Raw genomic sequence first — 19,746 nt, forward strand, 5'->3', positions numbered from 1 at the left:
GGTTTAGCCGTCCTTGAAGGCGATCATCGAGGCGAAGTTGAGATACTGGAACCAGGTGCTCACCCGGGAGAAGCCGGCCCGAGACAAACGAGCGTGGTGAGCATTCAGGGTGTCCGGCACCAGGACGTTCTCAAGGGCGGTGCGCTTCTGGCTGATCTCCAGGTCGCTATAACCGTTGGCGCGCTTGAAGTCGTGATAACGCTCCACCAGCCAGGCATTTTCCTGCTCGTCCGTTGCGACGATCTTTTCCGACAGTATCAGTACGCCGCCGGTTTCAAGTGAGTCGAACAGTGTACCGATCACCGCGTCCCGGTCCTCCGGGGGCAGGAATTGCAGGGTGAAATTCAGCACGATCATCGCTGCGGGCCGATAATCGATGTGGCGAATATCGCCTTCGAGAATCTCGATCCGATGTTCTGGGCACTCGTCACTCAATGTGGAGCGGGCGCGTGCCACCATGGCGGGCGATAAGTCGACGCCGGTCAGGGTGAAGGCCTCCGGCGGCAGTCGCCCTGCTAACGCAAGCCCTGCCGCACCCAGAGAACAGCCCAGATCGTAGACATGTCCACCGTGGCGCAGATGGCGCTCAGCGATCACGCCGAGCATGCCCAGTATCTGGCCGTAGCCGGGTACCGAGCGACGAATCATGTCGGGAAAGCAGGCCACGACCCGTTCGTCGAAGGAAAACGATGCAACGCGGTCAAGGGGTGTGGTAAAGACCGCGTCACGGTAAGATGCAGAACTCATGGAAAATCGCAATTGATCAAATAGTGTGCAGCATACAGTGCCAAAGACATCATTTTACGTGCGGTTTGGTAATGTTGCACCCGCGTGTCCCCATCACTGATTCGATAGACAGCCTTCGACTTTGTTTTCAAGGAGAGATCCCCGATGACGTCAAGAACCCCGATCGATCGTCAGAATGCCTGGCAGGCGCTGAGAGAGCATGCCGAGGCCATGCGTGAGGTTCATCTCAAGGATTTGTTCAACGAGTCGCAAAGCCGTCACGGTGATTTCTCGCGTCAAGCCGCGGGTTTGGCCCTTGATCTGTCCAAACAGCGTTGGAGTATCGAGACCCTGGATAAGCTGCTGGAACTGGCGCGAACCGCCGACGTACCTGGGGCCATCAATCGGCTGCTGGCCGGCGAACGGGTCAACCGTTCGGAAGATCGCCCGGCGCTTCACACCGCGTTGCGTTTGCCGTCGGATGCTCACCTGGAAGTGGAGGGTGAAGACGTAGTGCCGGCAGTCCATAAAACGCTCGATCACATGGAGTCGATGGTCGAGAAGTTCCTGGCTGGTCAGTGGCGCGGTGCTACCGGTAAGGCGATTACCGATGTGGTCAATCTGGGTGTCGGTGGTTCGGACCTTGGCCCTTTGATGGTGACCCATGCCCTGGCGGATTATCAGCCCCGGGATGTGCACCCTGTGGAGGTGCACTTTGCCTCGACCATGGATGGCTCCCAGCTAGCCGATTATCTGGATCGACTCAGCCCCGAGACCACGCTGTTCGTGCTCTCGTCGAAGTCCTTTACCACTATCGATACGCTCTCCAATGCGCGTACCGCTCGGGACTGGCTACTGGGGCATCTGGGACGCAACGACAACGACGAAGCGCTAGTGATGCGTCAGCATTTCATCGGCGTGTCGGCCAGCCCTGAAAAGATGCGCGAATGGGGTATCTCTGATGCCAACCAGCTGGAGTTCTGGGAATGGGTCGGCGGGCGTTACTCGCTGTGGGGTGCCATCGGCCTGCCCATCGCCCTGACCATCGGCATGGATAACTTCCGCGCCTTGCTGGGCGGCGCGCATGCCATGGATCGTCATTTCGCCAGCGCCGAGCTTGCCGACAACCTACCGGTGCTATTGGCGTTGGCAGGCATCTGGAACGTCAATTTCCTGGATATTCGCGCCCATTCGATCCTGCCCTATGATGGGCGTCTGGAATTTTTTGCCAGTTATCTCGAGCAGCTCGAGATGGAGTCCAATGGCAAGTCGGTGACCAACGACGGCGAGAAGGTTCATTATTCCACCTGTCCGGTGCTGTGGGGGCAGCTTGGCCCTAACGCACAGCATGCCTTTTATCAGCTGCTGCATCAGGGCACCCAGGCGGTGGAGTGTGATTTCATTGCCCCAATGCGCCGATACGACTGGGTCGAGGACGAAGCGACGCGCAATCATTTGAAGAGTCAGCATCGCCTGACCCTGGCCAATTGCTTCGCCCAATCACGGTTGCTGATGCTGGGTGACGACGCCATCGACGACGATGGTCCACGCCCAAGCCACAAGCGTTACCAAGGCAATCAGCCATCCACCACCGTACTGCTCGAGCAACTGACCCCGGCTACCTTGGGCGCACTGGTGGCGCTTTATGAGCACAAGGTGTTCGTGCAGGCCACCATTTGGGACATCAACCCCTTCGATCAGTGGGGCGTGGAGTTGGGCAAGAAGATCGCTACTCAGACTGAACAAATCCTGGCTTCCCATGAGGGGGTCGAATCCCTGGATGCCTCCAGTCGCGGTTTGATCGAGGCGGTATGGAACGCTGAAGGTTCGGCTTGATACTGTTTTTTCGTACAGGTTTTGCGGTATGCTAAGTGACCCGAGCAGGCGGTCCCCGGTCGATGCCGTGCTTTATCTGCACGGCTTCAACAGCGGCAGCGAATCGCCCAAGGCGCAATTGATGCAAGCTGCGTGTAAGCGGATTATCCACCATGGCGAGCCGCTCCCCTGCAGTGCTCCTCAATTGTCGCATCGTCCCCGGGAGGCACTGGAGAGCGCGCAGTCCGCACTTGAAGCGCTGGGCTCGAACGTGCTTCTAGTGGGCAGTTCGATGGGGGGCTTTCTGGCCACTTGTCTGGCCGAGCGTTTCGATCTTGCGGCGGTATTGCTCAACCCGGCGGTGCAGCCGGCTCGGCTGGTTGATGAGTTGCTGGGGACCGACTTCGTCAATGAATATACCGGGGAGCATTTTACCGTCGAGGCCGCGCATCATGATGAACTGGCGACGATGATGCCGACTCGTCTGGAGCCGCAACGCTATCTACTGTTGCTCGGTACCGCCGATGAAACATTGGATTGCCGGGAGGCGTTCAAGGCTTATGCCGGTTGTCGCACGCTCATCGAGCCCGGTGGTGATCATGGTTTCAGCCGCGTCAAGGATCATCTGCCGGCGATACTGGCGCAGGGCGGGCATTGCTTGAGAGCCGATTCATGAGGCATATACCGGAATTCTGGTATCAATATCGAGGTTCAATATCGAGGTTCAATATCGAGGGGTTAGTGCCGATAACCTTCGAGAAGACAACATCCATGGATAATGCATGACGCAATACAGCGCGACATCGATTGAAGTTCTCTCCGGGCTCGAGCCGGTGCGCAAGCGCCCGGGCATGTACACCGATACCACGCGTCCTAACCATCTGGTCCAGGAGGTCGTTGACAACAGCGTCGATGAGGCCTTGGCTGGGTACGCCGGTGAGATCAAGGTGCGTCTGCTCGAGGATGGAGGTATCGAGGTCGGCGACGACGGCCGTGGCATGCCCATCGACATGCACCCGGAACATGGACTGTCCGGGGTCGAGCTGATCCTGACCAAGCTGCACGCCGGCGGCAAGTTCTCCCAGTCGAGCTACCGTTTCGCGGGTGGCCTGCACGGGGTCGGCGTTTCCGTTGTCAATGCATTGTCGCGACGCCTTGAGGTTGAGGTCTGCCGTGAGGGCGAGCGTCATGGTATCGCCTTCGAGAAGGGCGACAAGGTTGAAGAACTTTCTGTCATCGGCAGTTGCCCCAAACGGGCCACCGGCACGGTGGTGCGCTTCTGGCCCGAGGTCGAGTACTTCGATTCCCCCAAGCTGTCGCTGCCGCGGCTCAAACATTTATTACGCGCCAAGGCGGTACTGTGCCCCGGGCTCAGGGTAGTGCTCACCGAGGCCGACGGCGCCGAGAGTGTCTGGCAGTACGAGGACGGTCTGCGCGACTATCTGGCTCAGGCCACCGATGGGTTTGAAGTGCTGCCTGCATCGCCCTTCATTGGCCACTTTGCCGACGACGAGCAGGCCGTGGACTGGGCGATTCAGTGGTTGCCTGAAGGTGGCGAGCCGTTACTCGAAAGCTATGTCAACCTGATTCCCACACCGCTGGGCGGTACCCACGTCAATGGCCTGCGTTCGGGGCTGCTCGAGGCGTTGCGCGAGTTCTGCGACTACCGCAGCCTGCTGCCGCGCGGCGTCAAGCTGACCGCCGAGGACCTTTGGGAGCGAGTCTCCTTCGTGCTCTCGGTGAAGATGCTCGACCCGCAGTTCGCCGGTCAGACCAAGGAGCGGTTGTCGTCGCGCACCGTCGCCGGTTTCGTCTCAGGGGTGGTCAAGGATGCCTTCTCGCTGTGGCTCAACCATCATGTCGATCAGGCCGAAGCCCTGGCCGAGCTGGTGATAAGCGCCGCCCAGCGTCGCCAGAAGAGTGCCAAGAAGGTGGCGCGCAAGAAGATCACCTCTGGGCCGGCGTTGCCCGGCAAGCTGGCGGATTGTTCCGGCCAGGACCCGGCCGCCAGCGAACTGTTCCTGGTCGAGGGTGATTCCGCCGGGGGCAGTGCCAAGCAGGCCCGGGCGCGCGAAACCCAGGCGATCCTGCCGCTGCGCGGCAAGATCCTCAATACCTGGGAAGTCGAGTCTCACGACATCTACGGCTCCCAGGAGGTCCACGACATCGCAGTGGCCATCGGCATCGATCCGGCCAGCGACGACCTTTCCAAGCTGCGCTATCACAAGATCTGCATCCTTGCCGATGCGGACTCCGATGGCCTGCATATCGCCACGCTGCTGTGCGCGCTGTTCATGCGTCATTTCCCGGCGCTGGTGGATGCCGGCCACGTATTCGTTGCCATGCCGCCCTTGTATCGCATCGATCTGGGCAAGGAAGTCTTCTACGCCCTCGATGAAAGCGAGAAGTCGGCGGTGCTCAAGCGTCTGGAAGGCAAGCGCGGCACCCCCAACGTGCAGCGCTTCAAGGGCCTAGGCGAAATGAGTCCGCTGCAGCTTCGCGAGACCACCATGGCGGTGGATACTCGGCGCCTGGTGCAGCTGACCCGGGAGGAAGGCGACGGCACCGGCGAAATGCTGGATATGCTGCTGGCCAAGAAGCGCGCTTCGGACAGAAAGAGCTGGCTCGAGGATTACGGCAATCTGGCCGACATCGAAGTATGAGTGGATGAGCCTTTCTGCGCTCGGCCAGGCGGTGTTAGCCGCTGCGCGCCAAATGCTCATTTACACTAGTAAACTCCGCCTTGTCGCGCAGCGGCTGCCTACCCTGACCTTCGCTCGAAGCGGCTTTGCGACTAAAAGAATTACCGCCACGCTGAAAGTAGGCGAGCCCAGCCACTTTCCCAAGGTGAACCAATGACCATAGATGTTCATGTGGAAGAGGGCGACGTCGAACGTCTCTCTCTTCGCGAATATACCGAGAAGGCGTACCTCGACTACTCGATGTACGTGATTCTCGACCGCGCCTTGCCCCATATCGGCGACGGCATGAAGCCGGTGCAGCGACGCATCATCTACGCCATGCGCGAGCTGTCGCTGACCGCCAATGCCAAGTACAAGAAGTCGGCGCGTACCGTCGGCGACGTGCTGGGCAAGTTCCATCCGCATGGCGACAGTGCCTGCTACGAAGCCATGGTGCTGATGGCGCAGTCCTTCAGCTATCGCTATCCGCTGGTGGATGGTCAAGGCAACTGGGGCAGCCCGGACGATCCCAAGTCGTTTGCGGCGATGCGCTACACCGAGGCGCGACTGTCGAAGTTCTCCGAGGTCCTGCTGTCCGAGCTGGGTCAGGGCACCGTGGACTGGATGCTCAACTTCGATGGCACCATGAACGAGCCGGCGGTGCTGCCGGCTCGCTTGCCCCATGTGCTGCTCAATGGCGCTACCGGTATTGCGGTGGGCATGGCCACGGACATTCCGCCGCACAACGTGAGCGAAGTGGTGGAGGCGACCTGTCATCTGCTGCGTCATCCTGAGGCCAGCGTCGGCGATCTGCTCAAGTATGTGCCGGCCCCGGACTTTCCCACCGAGGCGGAGATCATTTCCTCCCGGGAGGAACTTGCCAGGCTCTATGCGGGGGGGCGCGGTTCGGTCAAGTTGCGGGCTCGCTACAGTCTGGAGGATGGCAATGTGATCGTCACCGCGGTGCCCTATCAGGTCAGTGGCTCCAAAGTACTGGAGCAGATCGCCGCCCAGATGCAGGCCAAGAAACTGCCTATGGTGGCGGATCTTCGCGACGAGTCGACCCATGAGAATCCCACCCGGTTGGTGATCGAACCTCGCTCCAATCGTATCGATATCGAAGGGCTGATGGCGCATCTGTTCGCCACCACGGATCTCGAGAAGAGCGTGCGGGTCAATCTCAATATCATTGGCCTCGATGGGCGCCCGCGAGTGATGTCGCTGCCGGACATGCTCGGCGAATGGCTGCGCTATCGGCGCGCCACGGTGCGTCGGCGCCTCGAGTATCGCCTGGGCAAGGTCGAAGATCGCCTGCATATCCTCGAGGGGTTGCTGGCAGCGTATCTCAATATCGACGAGGTGATCCGAATCATCCGCGAGGAGGACGAACCCAAACTTGCCCTGATCGCGGCCTTCGATCTGTCCGACCGTCAGGCGGAAGCCATTCTCGAACTGCGTTTGCGCCACCTGGCCAAACTAGAGGAGATGAAGATTCGTGGCGAGCAGGACGAGCTCAAGGCCGAACGCAAGGGCCTCAAGAAGCTCCTCGGCAATGACGATGCCCTGACCGACTTGATCGAACAAGAGTTACGTGAGGCGGGCAAGGAGCATGGCGATGCCCGGCGCTCGCCGATCGTTGAGCGCGAGGAAGCCAAGGCATTGTCCGAGGTCGAGTTGATGGGCGCCGATCCGATTACTGTTGTGCTCTCCGAGAAGGGCTGGATTCGCAGCGCCAAGGGCCACGAGATCGATCCGGCGGGGCTCGCTTTCAAGGCCGGGGATCGTTTCCATCTGGCGGCCCGGGGCAAGACCAATCAGCCGCTGGTGTTGCTCGACGACAGTGGCCGTGCCTATACGTTGGCGGCGCATAACCTGCCCAGCGCCCGCAGCCAGGGCGAGCCGATCACCGGTCGCGTCAATCCCGGTGCCGGGGCGCACATGGTCGGGCTGATGCTGGCGCCACCCGAGAGCCGTTACCTGCTGGCTTCGGATGGCGGCTATGGGTTCATCGTCAAGCTCGGGGATTTGACCGGCAAGAACAAGTCCGGTAAGGCGGCTTTGTCACCGCCAAAGGGTTGCAACGTACTCACACCGCAAATACTGCCCGATGACACGGCAGCAAGAGTCGCGGTGGTCTCCAATGAAGGTCGCATGCTGCTGTTCGGACTCGATCAATTGCCCGAAATGAGCAAGGGCAAGGGGAGCAAGATGATCGATATTCCCGGTGCCCGGGCGGCACGCCGGGAGGAGTTCGTGCGTGACATGGTGATATTGCCAGAGGGCGCGTCGCTGGTGATCCACGCCGGTAAGCGCAAGCTGACCCTCAAACCCAGCGATCTTGCCTATTATGCCGGGGAGCGTGGACGGCGCGGCAGCAAACTGCCGCGTGGCTTCCAGAAAGTCGATCGACTGGCAGTGGAATAAAAAACGGTTATGACGCAAGACACGTTGATCCTGACCCTACTGGCGCCGCGCCTTTCTGCCGATAGTATCGCTGGTGTCGATGGTTTGATCGCCAACCATGGTTTGAATATCGAGCAGCGTGATTGGCTTGCCGGCCATGCGTCGTTGGGGGGGGAGATGTCGCCTCACGGCGACTGCGTTGAGTACCGCATGAGCGGCGGCGATATCGATATCGAATCGCTGCGTGAGGAGGCGCTGGCGTTGGGCGCCCTGCAGGGCATGGACATCGCCATTCAGGAGGATTCCATCTGGCGTCGTCAGCGTCGCTTGATCTGCTTCGACATGGATTCGACCCTGATCAAGGCCGAGGTCATCGACGAACTGGCGCGTCGCCACGACGTGTTTGAGGAAGTGGCAGCGGTTACCGAGCGGGCCATGCGCGGTGAATTGGATTTCAAACAGAGCTTTCGCGAGCGCATGGCAAAACTCAAGGGGCTCGATGAAGCAGTGCTCATCGAGATTGCCGACAATCTACCGTTGATGGAAGGGGTGGAGCGCTTGATGAAACATCTCAAGCGGCTTGGCTATTACACCGTCATCCTGTCCGGTGGGTTTAGCTATTTTGCGCGCTATCTTCAGGCCAAACTGGGCTTCGATGAAATCCATGCCAACGCGCTGGTGATCGAGAATGGCCGGGTAACCGGAGAAGTACAGGAGCCGATTGTCGATGCCGAGCGCAAAGCCATGTTATTGGAGGATATTGCCGAGCGAGAAGGGCTGCATCTGGAGCAGACCATCGCCGTAGGAGATGGTGCCAACGATTTGAAAATGCTCGCGACTGCCGGATTGGGTATCGCCTATCGCGCCAAACCGCTAGTAAGACGTCAGGCGCGCCAGTCCATTTCGACGCTTGGATTGGACGCAGTGCTGTACTTGCTAGGGTATCGCCAGGGTGATTTGCAGGATGACGATGGTCACAGTATTGCTGAGTAAAAAACGATAATCGCGCCGAGCTGATGCCACGAATCAGGCGTGTGCAGGGTTAAGCAAAGGTGGAGCAGATGAACGAAACCCCTTCCCGTATCGACCATGCGGGTGAAATGCAAAAGCTGCTGGAGGCGATGAGCCAGCTTGGATGGGTTTCGCTGGCCTTCGAAGAGCAGATGGTGGCGCCGGCCAATATACTACTGGCCAAAGTAATCGTCGGGGAGCAATTGTTACTCGACGTCACGGCGGCACCGGAAGTCGCCGGTGCCCTCGCTGCACAGCGTGCCTTTCATCTCACGGGGCAGGCACACGGGGCAATGGTAATGACCCCGCCGTTGATCGCCGAGCCTCTCAACGATGTGCCGGGTCGGCTACGATTTGGCTGTGACTATCCCGAGAGCCTCGACGTCTGGCATCGGCGCGAGGCCTTTCGCGCCGAGTTGGGGCCGAGCATGGCGGTTGCGGTCAATCTCGAGATTCAAGACCTGGAGACACCCTTGAGCGGTAAGCTGCTGAATCTTTCACTGGGTGGCTGCCTGGTTGAGATTTCGTTGAGTGATGCAGCGAAACTACGCACAGGGCAACCATTGCCGCGTCTTGAAGCGACCTTTCCCAGTGGACAGACCTTCGCCACACAAGGTGAGGTTCGTCACGTACATATCGACAACCAATGGAAACGTGCGCTTCTCGGCTGTAAATTCAGTGTGCTGACCTCGAAACTCGAACGCCTGATCTGGTTTCTGGTCAAGGAGATCGAACGCGAAAGCGCGCGCAAGGACGTTTCCCAAGCAGACAGCGATCTGAGCCCTTCATCACTCTTTCAAGCGGCATCCAGTCAGACCCAGGCACCGCCTTCGCGCCGGCCCCGGGCGGAATATTCGACCCCCATGGCGCGCCGTCTGGCCAAGATAGCCGACTATCTCAATGGGCAGATGGTCCAGCTGCAGCAAGGGGAGGCAATCGATAGCACGCTGCTCTCGAGCCACAGCGACAAGCTATTGAGCCTGCTCGAGGAGGATCGCGAAGCCCTGCTGTTCGCCACCGTTTGTCTGCATCGCGATCCTCTGCCGGTGCAACATGGTTTGAGCGTTGCGATTCATCTTGCGGATCTGGCCGGGTCCCGCGATATACCTCGCAAGCTGCTCAAGGCTGTTGTCGCCACGGCCATGGTGCACGATCTGGGCAAGGCGTTATTGCCTGACAGCCTTCTCGAGAGCACGGACTTCGATCAGCAGCAGCGCGAGCAGCTCGCTGCCCACGTGCCGATGATTCGTGAACGTCTGCGCAGCTGTCGCTGGATCGAGCCTCAGGTCGTTCAGAGCATCATCGGCGAGATCAACGAGCGTCTTGACGGCAGTGGCTATCCACGGCAATTAAGGAGCGACGAACTTTCGTCCTTGAGTCGTATGGCGATGGTCGTCGACGCCATCGATGCCATGAGTCGCCCCCGTCCGGATCGCCAGACTTGGTCGATAGAAGAGATCTATCGCCACCTGCTGATCAATGATGCGCTTTACGACAGCGTATGGGTGCAGCGCTATATTCGCCATTTCGGCCTACATCCCATTGGCGGCCTGGTACGGTTCTCGACCGGGGCCCACGGCTGGATCCAGCGTCTGGATTCGCGCGGAATGCCGCATCAGATCGCGGTGATCAGCCCAACGCCTCAGCTGCGTACGGGCAGAGAAATCGCCTCACTAGGGTCTATCGATTCCGTGGTCAGGGCGCCGGCACCAGAGTTGTTACCTCAGCAGTAGGTCTAACCACTCTGCACAATAAAGGAAAAATATCTGGTAGTTAAAAAGTAATGGGAACTCCCGGAGAAGATGACGAGTCGCAGCAGAACAATAGTCGGCGTAGGGAACCGAACTGATTGTTCACCAGGAGACCGTAATGATGAGTAAGCCGACGCTAGGTTCAACCCGTCAAGGGTTCATTCCGCCGTTCATCCTCGAACGGATAGCTGCCCATGATGAGGTACATCTTCAAGGATGCGCCCAACGTACTCTCGAAGTGGATCATTACTTCCGCGCCCGTCGTGCACCGGATATCGTGGCCAATATGGACATGCCGGAGGGCAGTCCTCGACCAGGACAAGCTGCACGCTATATCTACTCCGCCAACTATCAAGAGGTGCTTCCGGGTACTCTTGTGCGGGAGGAGGGGCAGGATGAGTCCGGCGACCCGACCGTCGATGAGGCTTATCGCTGGCTGGGAGTCACCTATCGCTTTTTCTGGGAAGCGTTTGAGCGTAATTCCATCGACGACCAAGGGCTGCCGCTACTAGGCACGGTGCATTATGGTCAGGATTATGAAAACGCCTTCTGGAACGGTGCCCAGATGGTGTTCGGCGATGGTGACGGCGAGCTTTTCAATCGTTTTACTGCAGCGCTGGACGTGGTGGGCCATGAACTGGCCCATGGCGTCATCGAACGGGAAGCGGGTCTTGTGTATACCTATCAGTCTGGTGCGCTCAATGAATCGCTTGCGGATGTCTTCGGCAGTCTTACAAAGCAATATCACCTCGGCCAGACTGCCGCAGAAGCGGATTGGCTGATCGGTGCCGAGCTGTTTACCGAGCGAGTCCAGGGGCGTGCGCTGCGTTCCATGGCAGCGCCCGGCACGGCTTATGACGATCCCATCCTGGGCAAGGATCCTCAGCCTGCTCACATGGACGACTTCGTTGAGACAGAAGAGGATAACGGGGGCGTGCATATCAATTCCGGCATCCCCAACCATGCCTTCTATCTGGCGGCGATGGCCTTGGACGGATACGCCTGGCAGACCTGTGGCTTCGTCTGGTACGACACGCTACATGATTCGCGATTGACCCAAGAGAGCGACTTCGCCACCTTCGCTAGCTTGACCGTCGATAACGCCAGTCGCCGTTTTGGGACCGAAAGCCAGGAAGCCATCGCGATACGTGACGCCTGGCAGGCCGTGGGGGTGATCGCATGAACGACAAGTCGTCAGCTGAACAGAACAAGGCTGAATTGAGAAAGAACAGTGTCGTTGCCATTCGCCGAGAGGGCGGGGTGGCAGCCTTTCCCGGTCTGATGAAACCACGCAGAATTCTGTGTGGTGAATGCACGGACGAGCAGCGTCGTGAACTTGAAAACGTGTTGAATCTGGCGGCGCGCAGCTGCAGCGACACGCCGGCACCCGGCGCCGATCGGCGGGTGTTTCACGTCGATATCGAAGAGCCGCAACAACAGGATTCATCGGAGTTCGACACCTGCTGCGTGTGGTCGCTGAGTCTGAATGAAGACGAGACCCCGGAGGCGTTGGTCGCGCTGTGGAAAAGCGGCATGCCGGACAAGGGCGAACAGTAATGGAATGTGAGATCGGCCATGAAAATGGGCGTAACATGGCGTTCTAGCCTAAAGTGTAAGCGTCTATTTACCAATGCCGATTGTCGAGGTAGTCATGCGTTATACCCCGGAAATGCTCGAAGAACTCAATGTCCTTTGTCTGTTCAATCTGGCCACCACCCAGGAAGGGATCAAGGTGCACTCCAATGCCGATCCCGACAAGATCGCTGCTGTCTCGCGATTGCATGAGCGTGGTCTGGTGACTCAGACCGATGGCGGCTACCTCACCGGTCTGGGGTATGATGCGGCAACGCAGGCCCAGGACCTATTGACCATTCTGACGAGCGCGCCGGCAACCATGTCATGAATTGTTCGCCTGACCTGGTGCCAGGCGCTTATCCGTTCAAGGGCGTCTTGCTCTTCTCTCCCGGCACGTCCCGCACCAGTCGCGGCATGAGAAAGCCTGCAAGACGCTCTCGCAGGGCGTCCACCAAGATAACGGCTTCTTCATCCGGCACGTCGAAGTGTGCAGCGCCGCTGACCGGGTCGAGCACGTGCAGATAGTAGGGCAGTATGCCGGCCTCGAATAGCCGTTCGGAAAGCGCCGCCAGAGTCTCTACGTCGTCGTTCACGCCCCGCAGCAGCACGCTCTGATTGAGCAGGGTCACGCCGATCGAGCGCAGGCGGGCGCAGGCTGCGATGACCTCATCGTCGATCTCGTTGGCATGGTTGATGTGCAGCACCATCACCTTCTGCAGTCGGGTCTTGCTCAGCCAACCAAGCAGGGCATCATTGATCCGGTCCGGAATCACCACCGGCAGCCGGGTATGAATGCGCAGACGCTTGAGATGTGGTATTGCGTCTAGACGCTCCACCAGCCAGCCCAAGCGTCTGTCACTGGAGGCCAGCGGATCGCCGCCGGAGAGAATTGCCTCCTGAATGGAGGAATCGCTTCTTAAATAATCCAGGGCGTCATTCCATTGCGCCCGCGACGGCGAGTTCTCGGCGTAGGGAAATTGACGCCGAAAACAGTAGCGACAATTGATGGCGCAGGTGGGGCTAGCGATCAGCAGCACCCTATTGGAATACTTGTGAATCACTCCGGGACGTTGGGTATGCTCGGCCTCTGCCAGTGGATCGCTGACGAAGCCTTGCACAGTGCCGGTTTCGACACTCAAGGGCAGCACCTGGCGCAGCAGGGGATCGTTGGGATCACCAGGGCGGATGCGTGCCAGATAGGCCTCTGGCACGCGGACCTCGAACAATTCGTGACCTGCCTCGGCCCCTGGCAACAACGCTTCGTTCAACTTCAGACGAGCAAGCAGGGCACGCGGATCGCGTAGTGCACCACTAAGTTGGGCCTGCCAACCTGGATCGGCCTTCTCCGTGGCCGTAGGAATAACGCGCTGCAAACTGGCCGGGCTTCGGGTTATCATCTGTGCACCAAAATTGAGTTCATCCGCGCGGTGTGTACGAGTCTGCCGCGTTCGAATCATTAGCGAGGAAGCATGGCGAACTATTCTACCAACGAATTCAAGGCCGGTCTGAAGGTGATGCTGGATGGCGACCCCTGCAACATCGTCGAGAACGAATTCGTCAAACCGGGCAAAGGCCAGGCGTTCAATCGCGTCAAGCTGCGTAACCTGAACACCGGGCGCGTTTGGGAGCGCACCTTCAAGTCCGGTGAATCCCTGGAAGGCGCCGATGTGCTCGATCTGGAAATGGAATATCTCTACACCGACGGCGACATGTGGTACTTCATGCGCACCGATGGTTCCTTCGAGCAGTACCCGGTGGCGAAGAAGGCCTTGGGAGATACGGAGAAATGGCTCAAGGAGCAGGTCGCTTATACCGTTACCTTGTGGAATGACAACGTGATCAGCGTAACCCCACCTAACTTCATCGAGCTGGAAGTCACCGAGACCGATCCAGGCCTCAAGGGCGATACCGCCCAGGGCGGCTCCAAGCCGGCCACGCTCTCCTCCGGCGCTGTGGTGAAGGTGCCGCTGTTCATCAATCAGGGTGAAGTGTTGAAGGTGGACACGCGAAGCGGCGAGTATGTCTCTCGCGCGTAAAACCTTTCGCTTCAGGCTACACACAACGCCGAGCCCAGCGCTCGGCGTTTTTATGGGCTTCCAATGGACGATATTGACTGGCAACCCACTGCTACCATCGACACGCTGCGTGCCCGCGCCCGCTCCCTGGCCAGGATTCGCGGCTTCTTCTCCGAGCGCGATGTGCTCGAGGTGGAAACGCCGATTCTGGGTCATGGCGGCAGTACCGATCTTCATCTTGATTCGCTTTCCCTGACTGCTACCACATCAGCAGGACGTGAACGGCTGTGGCTGCAAACCTCCCCGGAATTTCACATGAAGCGTCTGCTGGCAGCCGGCAGCGGGCCGATCTTCCAACTGGCGCGCAGCTTTCGTGACGGCGAGGTGGGGCAGCGTCACAATCTCGAGTTCACCATGCTCGAGTGGTATCGGCCCGGGTTTTCCCTGAATGATCTCATCGACGAGGCCGAGGCGCTGATTCGGCTGTTGCTACCTTGGGTGGGCCCCAGGCGGCTGCGCCGCTATCGTGAACTGTTTCGCGACTATCTGGAAATCGATCCCTTCACCACCTCGCTCGATGACCTGCGTCGCCTGGCAAGTGAACAGGGCGGTCTGGACATGACCGATAGCCCGCGAGACGACTGCCTGGATTTGCTGATGAGCCTGGTCATCGAGCCGGCGCTGGGGCAAGAGGGCATCGACGTGATTATCGATTACCCGGCCAGCCAGGCGGCATTGGCGCGCCGTCGATATGACCCGGAAGATGGCGCCGAGGTGGCGGCGCGCTTCGAGGTCTATGTGCAAGGGCTGGAGCTGGCCAACGGCTATGACGAGCTGATCGATGCCGATGAACAAGCCTGGCGTTTCGCCGCGGACAACATCGAGCGCGGGGATATGGGTAAATCACCTGTCGATATCGATGCGCGCCTGGTCGCGGCACTTCAGGCGGGAATGCCAGAAGGCAGCGGCGTAGCATTGGGTGTCGATCGATTGATTCAGCTGGCGTTGGGTAAGCAGAGCGTGGCGGAGGTGATGGCCTTTGCGGTGCCAGTCAGTTAAATGAAGGAGGTGAACTTACTCCCTTCCAATGGAGGAATGGCAAACTTCGACGAGCTGGCAATTCGAAACTAGGCTTCAAGGATAGCGTCTAAAGTTTCGGCGTGCCGAGGGATGCCCGGTCTTGAAAATAATGATAATGCCCGATTGCTCGAGTTCAGTCGTGTGAATTCATAACGATTTCGAAAGGAAGCGACAGCGGCGTCAAGCGACGTTGGAGATTCGAAAAAAGGAGAACAATCGTGCAGGAATTCAATATCACATGGATCGATATCGCCGTCGTCGTTATTTATCTGATCGCCAGTCGTGCCATCCCATTGTGGCTAACGCGAGGCAAGCAAGGAGACACCGGCAGCTTCTTTCTGGGCGGTCGAAACTTTATCTAGCCAATGATCGGTTTTTCGCTGTTTGCGACCAACATGTCCGGTGCATCGTTCGTGGGCATGGCCGGCGCAGGCTACAGTTCGGGGATCGCGGTCTACAGCTATGAGTGAATGGCCGCGGTGGCACTGGTCATCTTCGTCTTCATGCTTCTGCCGTTTTATCTGCGCTCCGGGGTATTCACCATGCCGGAGTTCATCGAGCGCCGCTTCGACGCGCGCTCGCGCTATATCTTCGCCGGGATGCTGGTCTTCCTGAGCATCTTTCTGGACTGCGCGGGAGCGCTCTATGCCGGCGGTCTCGTGCTGCAGACACTTTTCCCGAGCATTGATCTTTGGGTCGGTGTTCTTGGGCTGACGATACTCGCCGGGATCATGTCCTACTTCGGCGGTCTTGGGGCGGTCGTGATCAGCGATACGATCCAGGCCTGCGTGCTGCTGATAGGCGCCACACTCGTGTTCGTTGCCGGGCTTTATGCGATTCCCTCCTGGGACGCCATGGTCCGGGCCGCCCCGGAAAACGGTATGAGCATCATACGACCCATCGACGATCCCAGCCTGCCGTGGCCAGGCCTGTTCGGCGTGTTGATCATCGGTATCTATTTCTGGGCCAACAACCAGCTGATCGTGCAACGCACCCTGGGGGCGAAGTCACTGGATCATGGGCGCTGGGGATCGATCTTTGCCGGTTTCCTGAAGCTCACATCGCTGTTCATCATGATCCTGCCCGGGGTGATGGCATTGAAGCTGTATCCCGATCTGAAAACACCGGACCTGGCATTTCCAACGATCGCGTTCGACCTGCTGCCCATGGTATTGCGCGGCATCATTTTGGCCGCGCTGATCGCCGCGATCACGTCCACCGTCGACTCGATTCTCAATTCGGTATCGACCATGGTGACGATGGATTTCGTAAAGCCGCTGCGGCCGAAGACCAGCGATGCTGCGCTGGTGCGCATCGGTCAATTGACCACCGTGATCGTCATGGTGATCGTCGTGACCTGGGCGCCACAGATCATCCACTTCCAGTCGCTGTGGAGCTATTTCCAGTCGATCCTGGCATACGTGACGCCACCGGTGGTGGCGATTTTCTTCGTCGGTATTCTCTGGCGGGGTGCTACGCCGACCGGTGCATTCGCTGCCTTCCTGGGCGGTCTGGGTATCGGCATACTCGGCTTTTTCACCGTACAGGTCGGCGGCTTGGTGGATTTTCATTTCCTCTATGCGGCCATCGTGCAGTTCTTTGTCGGGCTTGCGCTGATTATCGGCGTTAGTCTGATTACCCAGCACAAGTCTGATGAAGAGGTCGACAAGCTGATCTGGACGACACAGGTTTTCAAGGATGAGTCCGAAGAGCTTGCCGCCAAGCCGGCTTGGCAGAACTACCGCTATCAGTCGATGGTTCTGATGGCCGTCACTGCGATCATTGTCATTTGGTTCTGGTAGCGCCGGCGCACGAGGAGGGCACCGCATGAAATTGCCAACTGATAAAAATGCAGCAGTGCACCCGGATTCAACTCGGCGCCGTCTACTGCTGAGCGGCCTTGGTCTTGGCGGTATGGCTGTCCTGGGGTTGTCACCGCTGGGTGCGATCGCGGCCGACAAGCCGGAAGAGATCACCTTCGCCTTCGGGCCGGATGATTCCGGCAGCCTGCAGGCTTTGATCGAGGCGTTCAATCAGCAGTACGAGGACAGGATTCGCGTACGCTATCAATTGATGCCGCGCGCCAGCGACGCTTTCTATCGCCAGATCGTGTCGGATTTCGACGTCGAGTCCCGCCGCATCGACGTGTTCGGCGGCGACATGGTCTGGACCGCGGCCTTTGCCAGCCGCGGCTATGTCACGGATTTGACCGCTCGCTTCAACGACGCCTATGCGTCCAGCGATTTTCTGGACGCGCCGCTCAATTCCGTGGGCTATCGCAATCGCCTCTGGGGTGTCCCCTGGTTCACGGACGCCGGCATGCTCTACTATCGCCGCGATCTGCTCGAATCCACCGGGCATGAAAAACCGCCCGAGACTTGGGACGAGCTTACGAGGATGGCGATGGACGCGCGGGACAAGGCCGGCACGAAGTACGGTTTTGTTTTCCAGGGAGCCGAATATGAGGGCGGCGTGACCAACATGCTGGAATTTCTATGGAGTGCCGGCGGGCGCGTTCTCACCGGCAATCTGTCTACCGCCGCGGCCTTCGGCATGGATGTGAGCTCCCCCAATGTCATCACGATCAATAGCGAGGATGCGGCCCGGGGGATGAGCATCCCGCGGGGGTTGATCGAGGGCGGTGTCGCCCCCCGGCAAGTGGTGAATTTTCGCGAGCAGGATGCCGCACAGGCGTTTTTGAACGGTGACGCCGTTTTCATGCGCAATTGGCCATTCGTTTACGGTCTGATCGATGAAGACGGGTCTCGGCTCAGCGCTGATCAGGTCGGCATTGCGCCCATTCCTAGAGCGAGCAGCAACCGTCACTCGTATAGCTGCCTGGGCGGCTGGAATCTGATGATCAACGCCCAATCGCCAAAACAGGAGGCGGCGTGGGAATTCATCCGCTTCGCCGCGTCCGCCGAGCGCCAGGAACAGCGCGCCCGCGATGGCGGGTTCCTACCTACCCTCAGCGCACTGTACGACAACGAGCAGTTGCTCGGGCAGGTCCCGGTCATGGAGCTCGGCCGCCGCGCGATCGACGATGCCCGGCTGCGCCCGGTCACGCCGTATTACGCGGCCATGTCAGAACGCCTGGCGATCGCTTTCAATCGCGTGCTGCGCGGCGAGCTGACCGGCCACCAGGCCGTGCGCCAACTGCAGCGCGAGCTGCAGCTGATTCTAGACAAGCGGGGCTAAGCGCGCGTCGGCGCTGCGGCCAGAATCCGACCCTCGACAACGTGACGATTCACGTCCCGGAGGCAAGAAATGAAAATGTATCCCACGAAGATCATGGTGGCCGTTGACGGATCGACCGCTTCGGATCGCGCCATCACCCAGGCGGTCGAACTCACTGCCGCCACGGGATCGGAGCTGCATATGCTTCTTGTCTGTCTTATTTCACCCTGGACACACCCGGACACGCTCTCGGTGACGCAGTATGAAAAGCTGGAACAGCAAAGCCAGAAGCGGTTGGATCAAGAGGTCGAGAAGGCCAAGGCCGGTGGTGCCCACGCGGTGGTGGCGCATCTTCGCATGGGGCGCGTGGACACGGAAATCCTGCGTCTGGCGGAAGAGATCGAGGTGGGATTGCTGATAGTGGGCAATCGCGGCCGGGAATCGCTGGCCCGGGTCCTGCTGGGCAACGACTCGGAGAGCATCGTGCGCCACGCGCCCTGTTCGGTCCTGGTCGTGCGTTGAGTTTGGCTTTCAAAACAGCGCCTATCGAATCTCGTTGCACGGTGCATCCCAGTAGAGCGTGTCGCTGAAACGCTCGGGCCGCCATTGCTCAGGTTGTCCCTCGGCCTATCCGGGAAGGAATCAACGGGACAAATCACCCAGCGTCTGGCCCATGCTCACCGGGCTGTCGTCGATGCCCAGATCGTTACGGAAATCGACGTTCTGCCCAAAGCATAGGATCACCGTGGAGCCGAGTTTGAAGCGGCCCATCTCGGCGCCCTTGGCAAGCGTGATGGGCTTGTCAAAGCGGGTCGTTTGGATGTGCTTCGAGCGAGGCGTGATCTGGCCCGCCCAGACGGTCTCGATGGCTGCCACGATCATCGCGCCGACCAGCACCATGGCTAAGGGGCCGAACTCGGTATCGAAGATGCACACCAGGCGCTCGTTGCGCGCAAACAGTCTCGGTACCTGATCGGCGGTGGCCAGGTTGACCGAGAACAGACGCCCAGGGACATAAGTCATCTCACGCAGGGTGCCGGTCACCGGCATGTGCACGCGATGATAATCCTTGGGCGAGAGATAGACGGTGGCGAAGCTGCCCTGGCGGAAGGGATTGGCGCGCCGGGTGTCGCCGCCGAGCAGCGAGGTCACTGAATAGCGCTGGCCCTTGGCTTGGATCAAGGTGCCGTGCTCGACGTCGCCGAACTGAGATAAGAAACCATCGGCGGGGGATACCATGCCGTCGCCGATGGGACGTGCGTCATCGCGTAGCGCCCGAGTGAAGAAGTCGTTGAAGCAGTTGTAAGCAGTGGGATCGGGCTCCTGTGCCTGGCTCATGTCGACGCCGTAGCGGCGAATGAACCATTTGATGAACGGATCCTTGAACCAGGCTGCGCGGCTGTCGGCGACCAGGCCCGACAGGCGCGATATCAGATGATGGGGTAGAGGATACTGAATAAGAGAGAACAGCTTGTCTTGAGTCACAGATGTTGATTCCAATGAATAGCATAT

The 19,746-nt window shown here is 59.3% G+C and carries 17 protein-coding genes and 1 pseudogene; 15 read left to right on the top strand and 3 right to left on the bottom strand.

Annotation, left to right across the window (positions count from 1 at the left end):
* Nucleotides 1-3: 3 nt before the first annotated feature.
* The gene (gene cmoA / locus ACPF7Z_RS04830) at nucleotides 4-747 is read right to left on the bottom strand and encodes a carboxy-S-adenosyl-L-methionine synthase CmoA (protein WP_425192049.1); all 744 of its coding nucleotides are present in this window, start codon (nucleotides 745-747) and stop codon (nucleotides 4-6) included.
* Between the two features lie 144 nt (nucleotides 748-891).
* Here cmoA and pgi point away from each other — a divergent pair, with 144 nt between their 5' ends.
* The 9 genes from pgi to ACPF7Z_RS04875 all read left to right on the top strand — a co-directional run bounded on the left by pgi (nucleotide 892) and on the right by ACPF7Z_RS04875 (nucleotide 12,290).
* Entirely contained in the window at nucleotides 892-2,562 is a 1,671-nt protein-coding gene (pgi, locus tag ACPF7Z_RS04835; RefSeq protein WP_425192050.1) for a glucose-6-phosphate isomerase, read from the top strand.
* A 28-nt stretch (nucleotides 2,563-2,590) separates the two neighbouring features.
* A complete protein-coding gene (locus ACPF7Z_RS04840; RefSeq protein ID WP_425192051.1) occupies nucleotides 2,591-3,217 on the top strand; it encodes a YqiA/YcfP family alpha/beta fold hydrolase in 627 nt (208 codons plus the stop codon).
* Nucleotides 3,218-3,323: 106 nt separating this feature from the next.
* Complete coding sequence (gene parE / locus ACPF7Z_RS04845; protein ID WP_425192052.1) at nucleotides 3,324-5,204, top strand: DNA topoisomerase IV subunit B; 1,881 nt, start codon at nucleotides 3,324-3,326, stop codon at nucleotides 5,202-5,204.
* A gap of 192 nt (nucleotides 5,205-5,396) precedes the next feature.
* Nucleotides 5,397-7,646: a DNA topoisomerase IV subunit A gene (gene parC / locus ACPF7Z_RS04850; protein ID WP_425192053.1), complete on the top strand. Its 2,250-nt coding sequence runs from the start codon at nucleotides 5,397-5,399 to the stop codon at nucleotides 7,644-7,646.
* A gap of 9 nt (nucleotides 7,647-7,655) precedes the next feature.
* Nucleotides 7,656-8,618, top strand: a complete 963-nt coding sequence (serB, locus tag ACPF7Z_RS04855; protein ID WP_425192054.1) for a phosphoserine phosphatase SerB — start codon at nucleotides 7,656-7,658, stop codon at nucleotides 8,616-8,618.
* A 68-nt stretch (nucleotides 8,619-8,686) separates the two neighbouring features.
* Complete coding sequence (locus ACPF7Z_RS04860) at nucleotides 8,687-10,369, top strand: HD domain-containing phosphohydrolase (RefSeq protein ID WP_425192055.1); 1,683 nt, start codon at nucleotides 8,687-8,689, stop codon at nucleotides 10,367-10,369.
* Nucleotides 10,370-10,508: 139 nt separating this feature from the next.
* A complete protein-coding gene (locus ACPF7Z_RS04865; RefSeq protein ID WP_425192056.1) occupies nucleotides 10,509-11,570 on the top strand; it encodes a M4 family metallopeptidase in 1,062 nt (353 codons plus the stop codon).
* Nucleotides 11,567-11,944, top strand: a complete 378-nt coding sequence (locus tag ACPF7Z_RS04870; RefSeq protein WP_425192057.1) for a protealysin inhibitor emfourin — start codon at nucleotides 11,567-11,569, stop codon at nucleotides 11,942-11,944. Before ACPF7Z_RS04865 ends, ACPF7Z_RS04870 begins: the two co-directional genes overlap by 4 nt.
* A gap of 94 nt (nucleotides 11,945-12,038) precedes the next feature.
* Nucleotides 12,039-12,290: a TIGR02647 family protein gene (locus ACPF7Z_RS04875; RefSeq protein ID WP_425192058.1), complete on the top strand. Its 252-nt coding sequence runs from the start codon at nucleotides 12,039-12,041 to the stop codon at nucleotides 12,288-12,290.
* Between the two features lie 28 nt (nucleotides 12,291-12,318).
* On the opposite strand, the gene epmB is transcribed toward ACPF7Z_RS04875, so the two are convergent.
* On the bottom strand, nucleotides 12,319-13,359 hold the full coding sequence (epmB, locus tag ACPF7Z_RS04880) for an EF-P beta-lysylation protein EpmB (RefSeq protein WP_425192059.1): 1,041 nt from the start codon (nucleotides 13,357-13,359) through the stop codon (nucleotides 12,319-12,321).
* Between the two features lie 72 nt (nucleotides 13,360-13,431).
* Here epmB and efp point away from each other — a divergent pair, with 72 nt between their 5' ends.
* From efp to ACPF7Z_RS04910, 6 genes and pseudogenes are all read left to right on the top strand, one after another.
* Nucleotides 13,432-13,998 carry an elongation factor P gene (gene efp, locus ACPF7Z_RS04885; RefSeq protein WP_298413629.1) on the top strand — a complete coding sequence of 189 codons (567 nt, stop codon included), beginning with the start codon at nucleotides 13,432-13,434 and terminating at the stop codon, nucleotides 13,996-13,998.
* Nucleotides 13,999-14,061: 63 nt separating this feature from the next.
* Nucleotides 14,062-15,036, top strand: a complete 975-nt coding sequence (gene epmA, locus ACPF7Z_RS04890) for an EF-P lysine aminoacylase EpmA (RefSeq protein ID WP_425192060.1) — start codon at nucleotides 14,062-14,064, stop codon at nucleotides 15,034-15,036.
* Between the two features lie 239 nt (nucleotides 15,037-15,275).
* The gene (locus tag ACPF7Z_RS04895) at nucleotides 15,276-15,419 is read left to right on the top strand and encodes a hypothetical protein (RefSeq protein WP_425192061.1); all 144 of its coding nucleotides are present in this window, start codon (nucleotides 15,276-15,278) and stop codon (nucleotides 15,417-15,419) included.
* 3 nt (nucleotides 15,420-15,422) lie between these two features.
* A pseudogene (locus ACPF7Z_RS04900) lies at nucleotides 15,423-16,859 on the top strand (sodium:solute symporter family transporter).
* A gap of 25 nt (nucleotides 16,860-16,884) precedes the next feature.
* Nucleotides 16,885-18,255: an ABC transporter substrate-binding protein gene (locus ACPF7Z_RS04905; protein ID WP_425192062.1), complete on the top strand. Its 1,371-nt coding sequence runs from the start codon at nucleotides 16,885-16,887 to the stop codon at nucleotides 18,253-18,255.
* Between the two features lie 69 nt (nucleotides 18,256-18,324).
* Nucleotides 18,325-18,756 (top strand): universal stress protein, encoded by a 432-nt coding sequence (locus tag ACPF7Z_RS04910; RefSeq protein WP_425192063.1) that lies wholly within the window; start codon nucleotides 18,325-18,327, stop codon nucleotides 18,754-18,756.
* Nucleotides 18,757-18,876: 120 nt separating this feature from the next.
* Here ACPF7Z_RS04910 and asd read toward each other — a convergent pair whose 3' ends face one another.
* Complete coding sequence (asd, locus tag ACPF7Z_RS04915) at nucleotides 18,877-19,719, bottom strand: archaetidylserine decarboxylase (protein ID WP_425192064.1); 843 nt, start codon at nucleotides 19,717-19,719, stop codon at nucleotides 18,877-18,879.
* Nucleotides 19,720-19,746: the final 27 nt, after the last annotated feature.

It is taken from the genome of Halomonas sp. GXIMD04776, from assembly GCF_049808615.1.
GTDB lineage: Bacteria > Pseudomonadota > Gammaproteobacteria > Pseudomonadales > Halomonadaceae > Modicisalibacter.

Bases quoted from the DNA above. Each gene is read 5' to 3' on its own strand.
- parC (WP_425192053.1), top strand. From the start codon at position 5,397: ATGACCATAGATGTTCATGTGGAAGAGGGCGACGTCGAACGTCTCTCT.
- pgi (WP_425192050.1), top strand. From the start codon at position 892: ATGACGTCAAGAACCCCGATCGATCGTCAGAATGCCTGGCAGGCGCTG.
- ACPF7Z_RS04870 (WP_425192057.1), top strand. From the start codon at position 11,567: ATGAACGACAAGTCGTCAGCTGAACAGAACAAGGCTGAATTGAGAAAG.
- ACPF7Z_RS04860 (WP_425192055.1), top strand. From the start codon at position 8,687: ATGAACGAAACCCCTTCCCGTATCGACCATGCGGGTGAAATGCAAAAG.
- ACPF7Z_RS04905 (WP_425192062.1), top strand. From the start codon at position 16,885: ATGAAATTGCCAACTGATAAAAATGCAGCAGTGCACCCGGATTCAACT.
- ACPF7Z_RS04910 (WP_425192063.1), top strand. From the start codon at position 18,325: ATGAAAATGTATCCCACGAAGATCATGGTGGCCGTTGACGGATCGACC.
- epmA (WP_425192060.1), top strand. From the start codon at position 14,062: ATGGACGATATTGACTGGCAACCCACTGCTACCATCGACACGCTGCGT.
- parE (WP_425192052.1), top strand. From the start codon at position 3,324: ATGACGCAATACAGCGCGACATCGATTGAAGTTCTCTCCGGGCTCGAG.
- epmB (WP_425192059.1), bottom strand. From the start codon at position 13,359: ATGATAACCCGAAGCCCGGCCAGTTTGCAGCGCGTTATTCCTACGGCC.
- ACPF7Z_RS04840 (WP_425192051.1), top strand. From the start codon at position 2,591: ATGCTAAGTGACCCGAGCAGGCGGTCCCCGGTCGATGCCGTGCTTTAT.
- efp (WP_298413629.1), top strand. From the start codon at position 13,432: ATGGCGAACTATTCTACCAACGAATTCAAGGCCGGTCTGAAGGTGATG.
- ACPF7Z_RS04875 (WP_425192058.1), top strand. From the start codon at position 12,039: ATGCGTTATACCCCGGAAATGCTCGAAGAACTCAATGTCCTTTGTCTG.
- ACPF7Z_RS04865 (WP_425192056.1), top strand. From the start codon at position 10,509: ATGAGTAAGCCGACGCTAGGTTCAACCCGTCAAGGGTTCATTCCGCCG.
- serB (WP_425192054.1), top strand. From the start codon at position 7,656: ATGACGCAAGACACGTTGATCCTGACCCTACTGGCGCCGCGCCTTTCT.
- cmoA (WP_425192049.1), bottom strand. From the start codon at position 747: ATGAGTTCTGCATCTTACCGTGACGCGGTCTTTACCACACCCCTTGAC.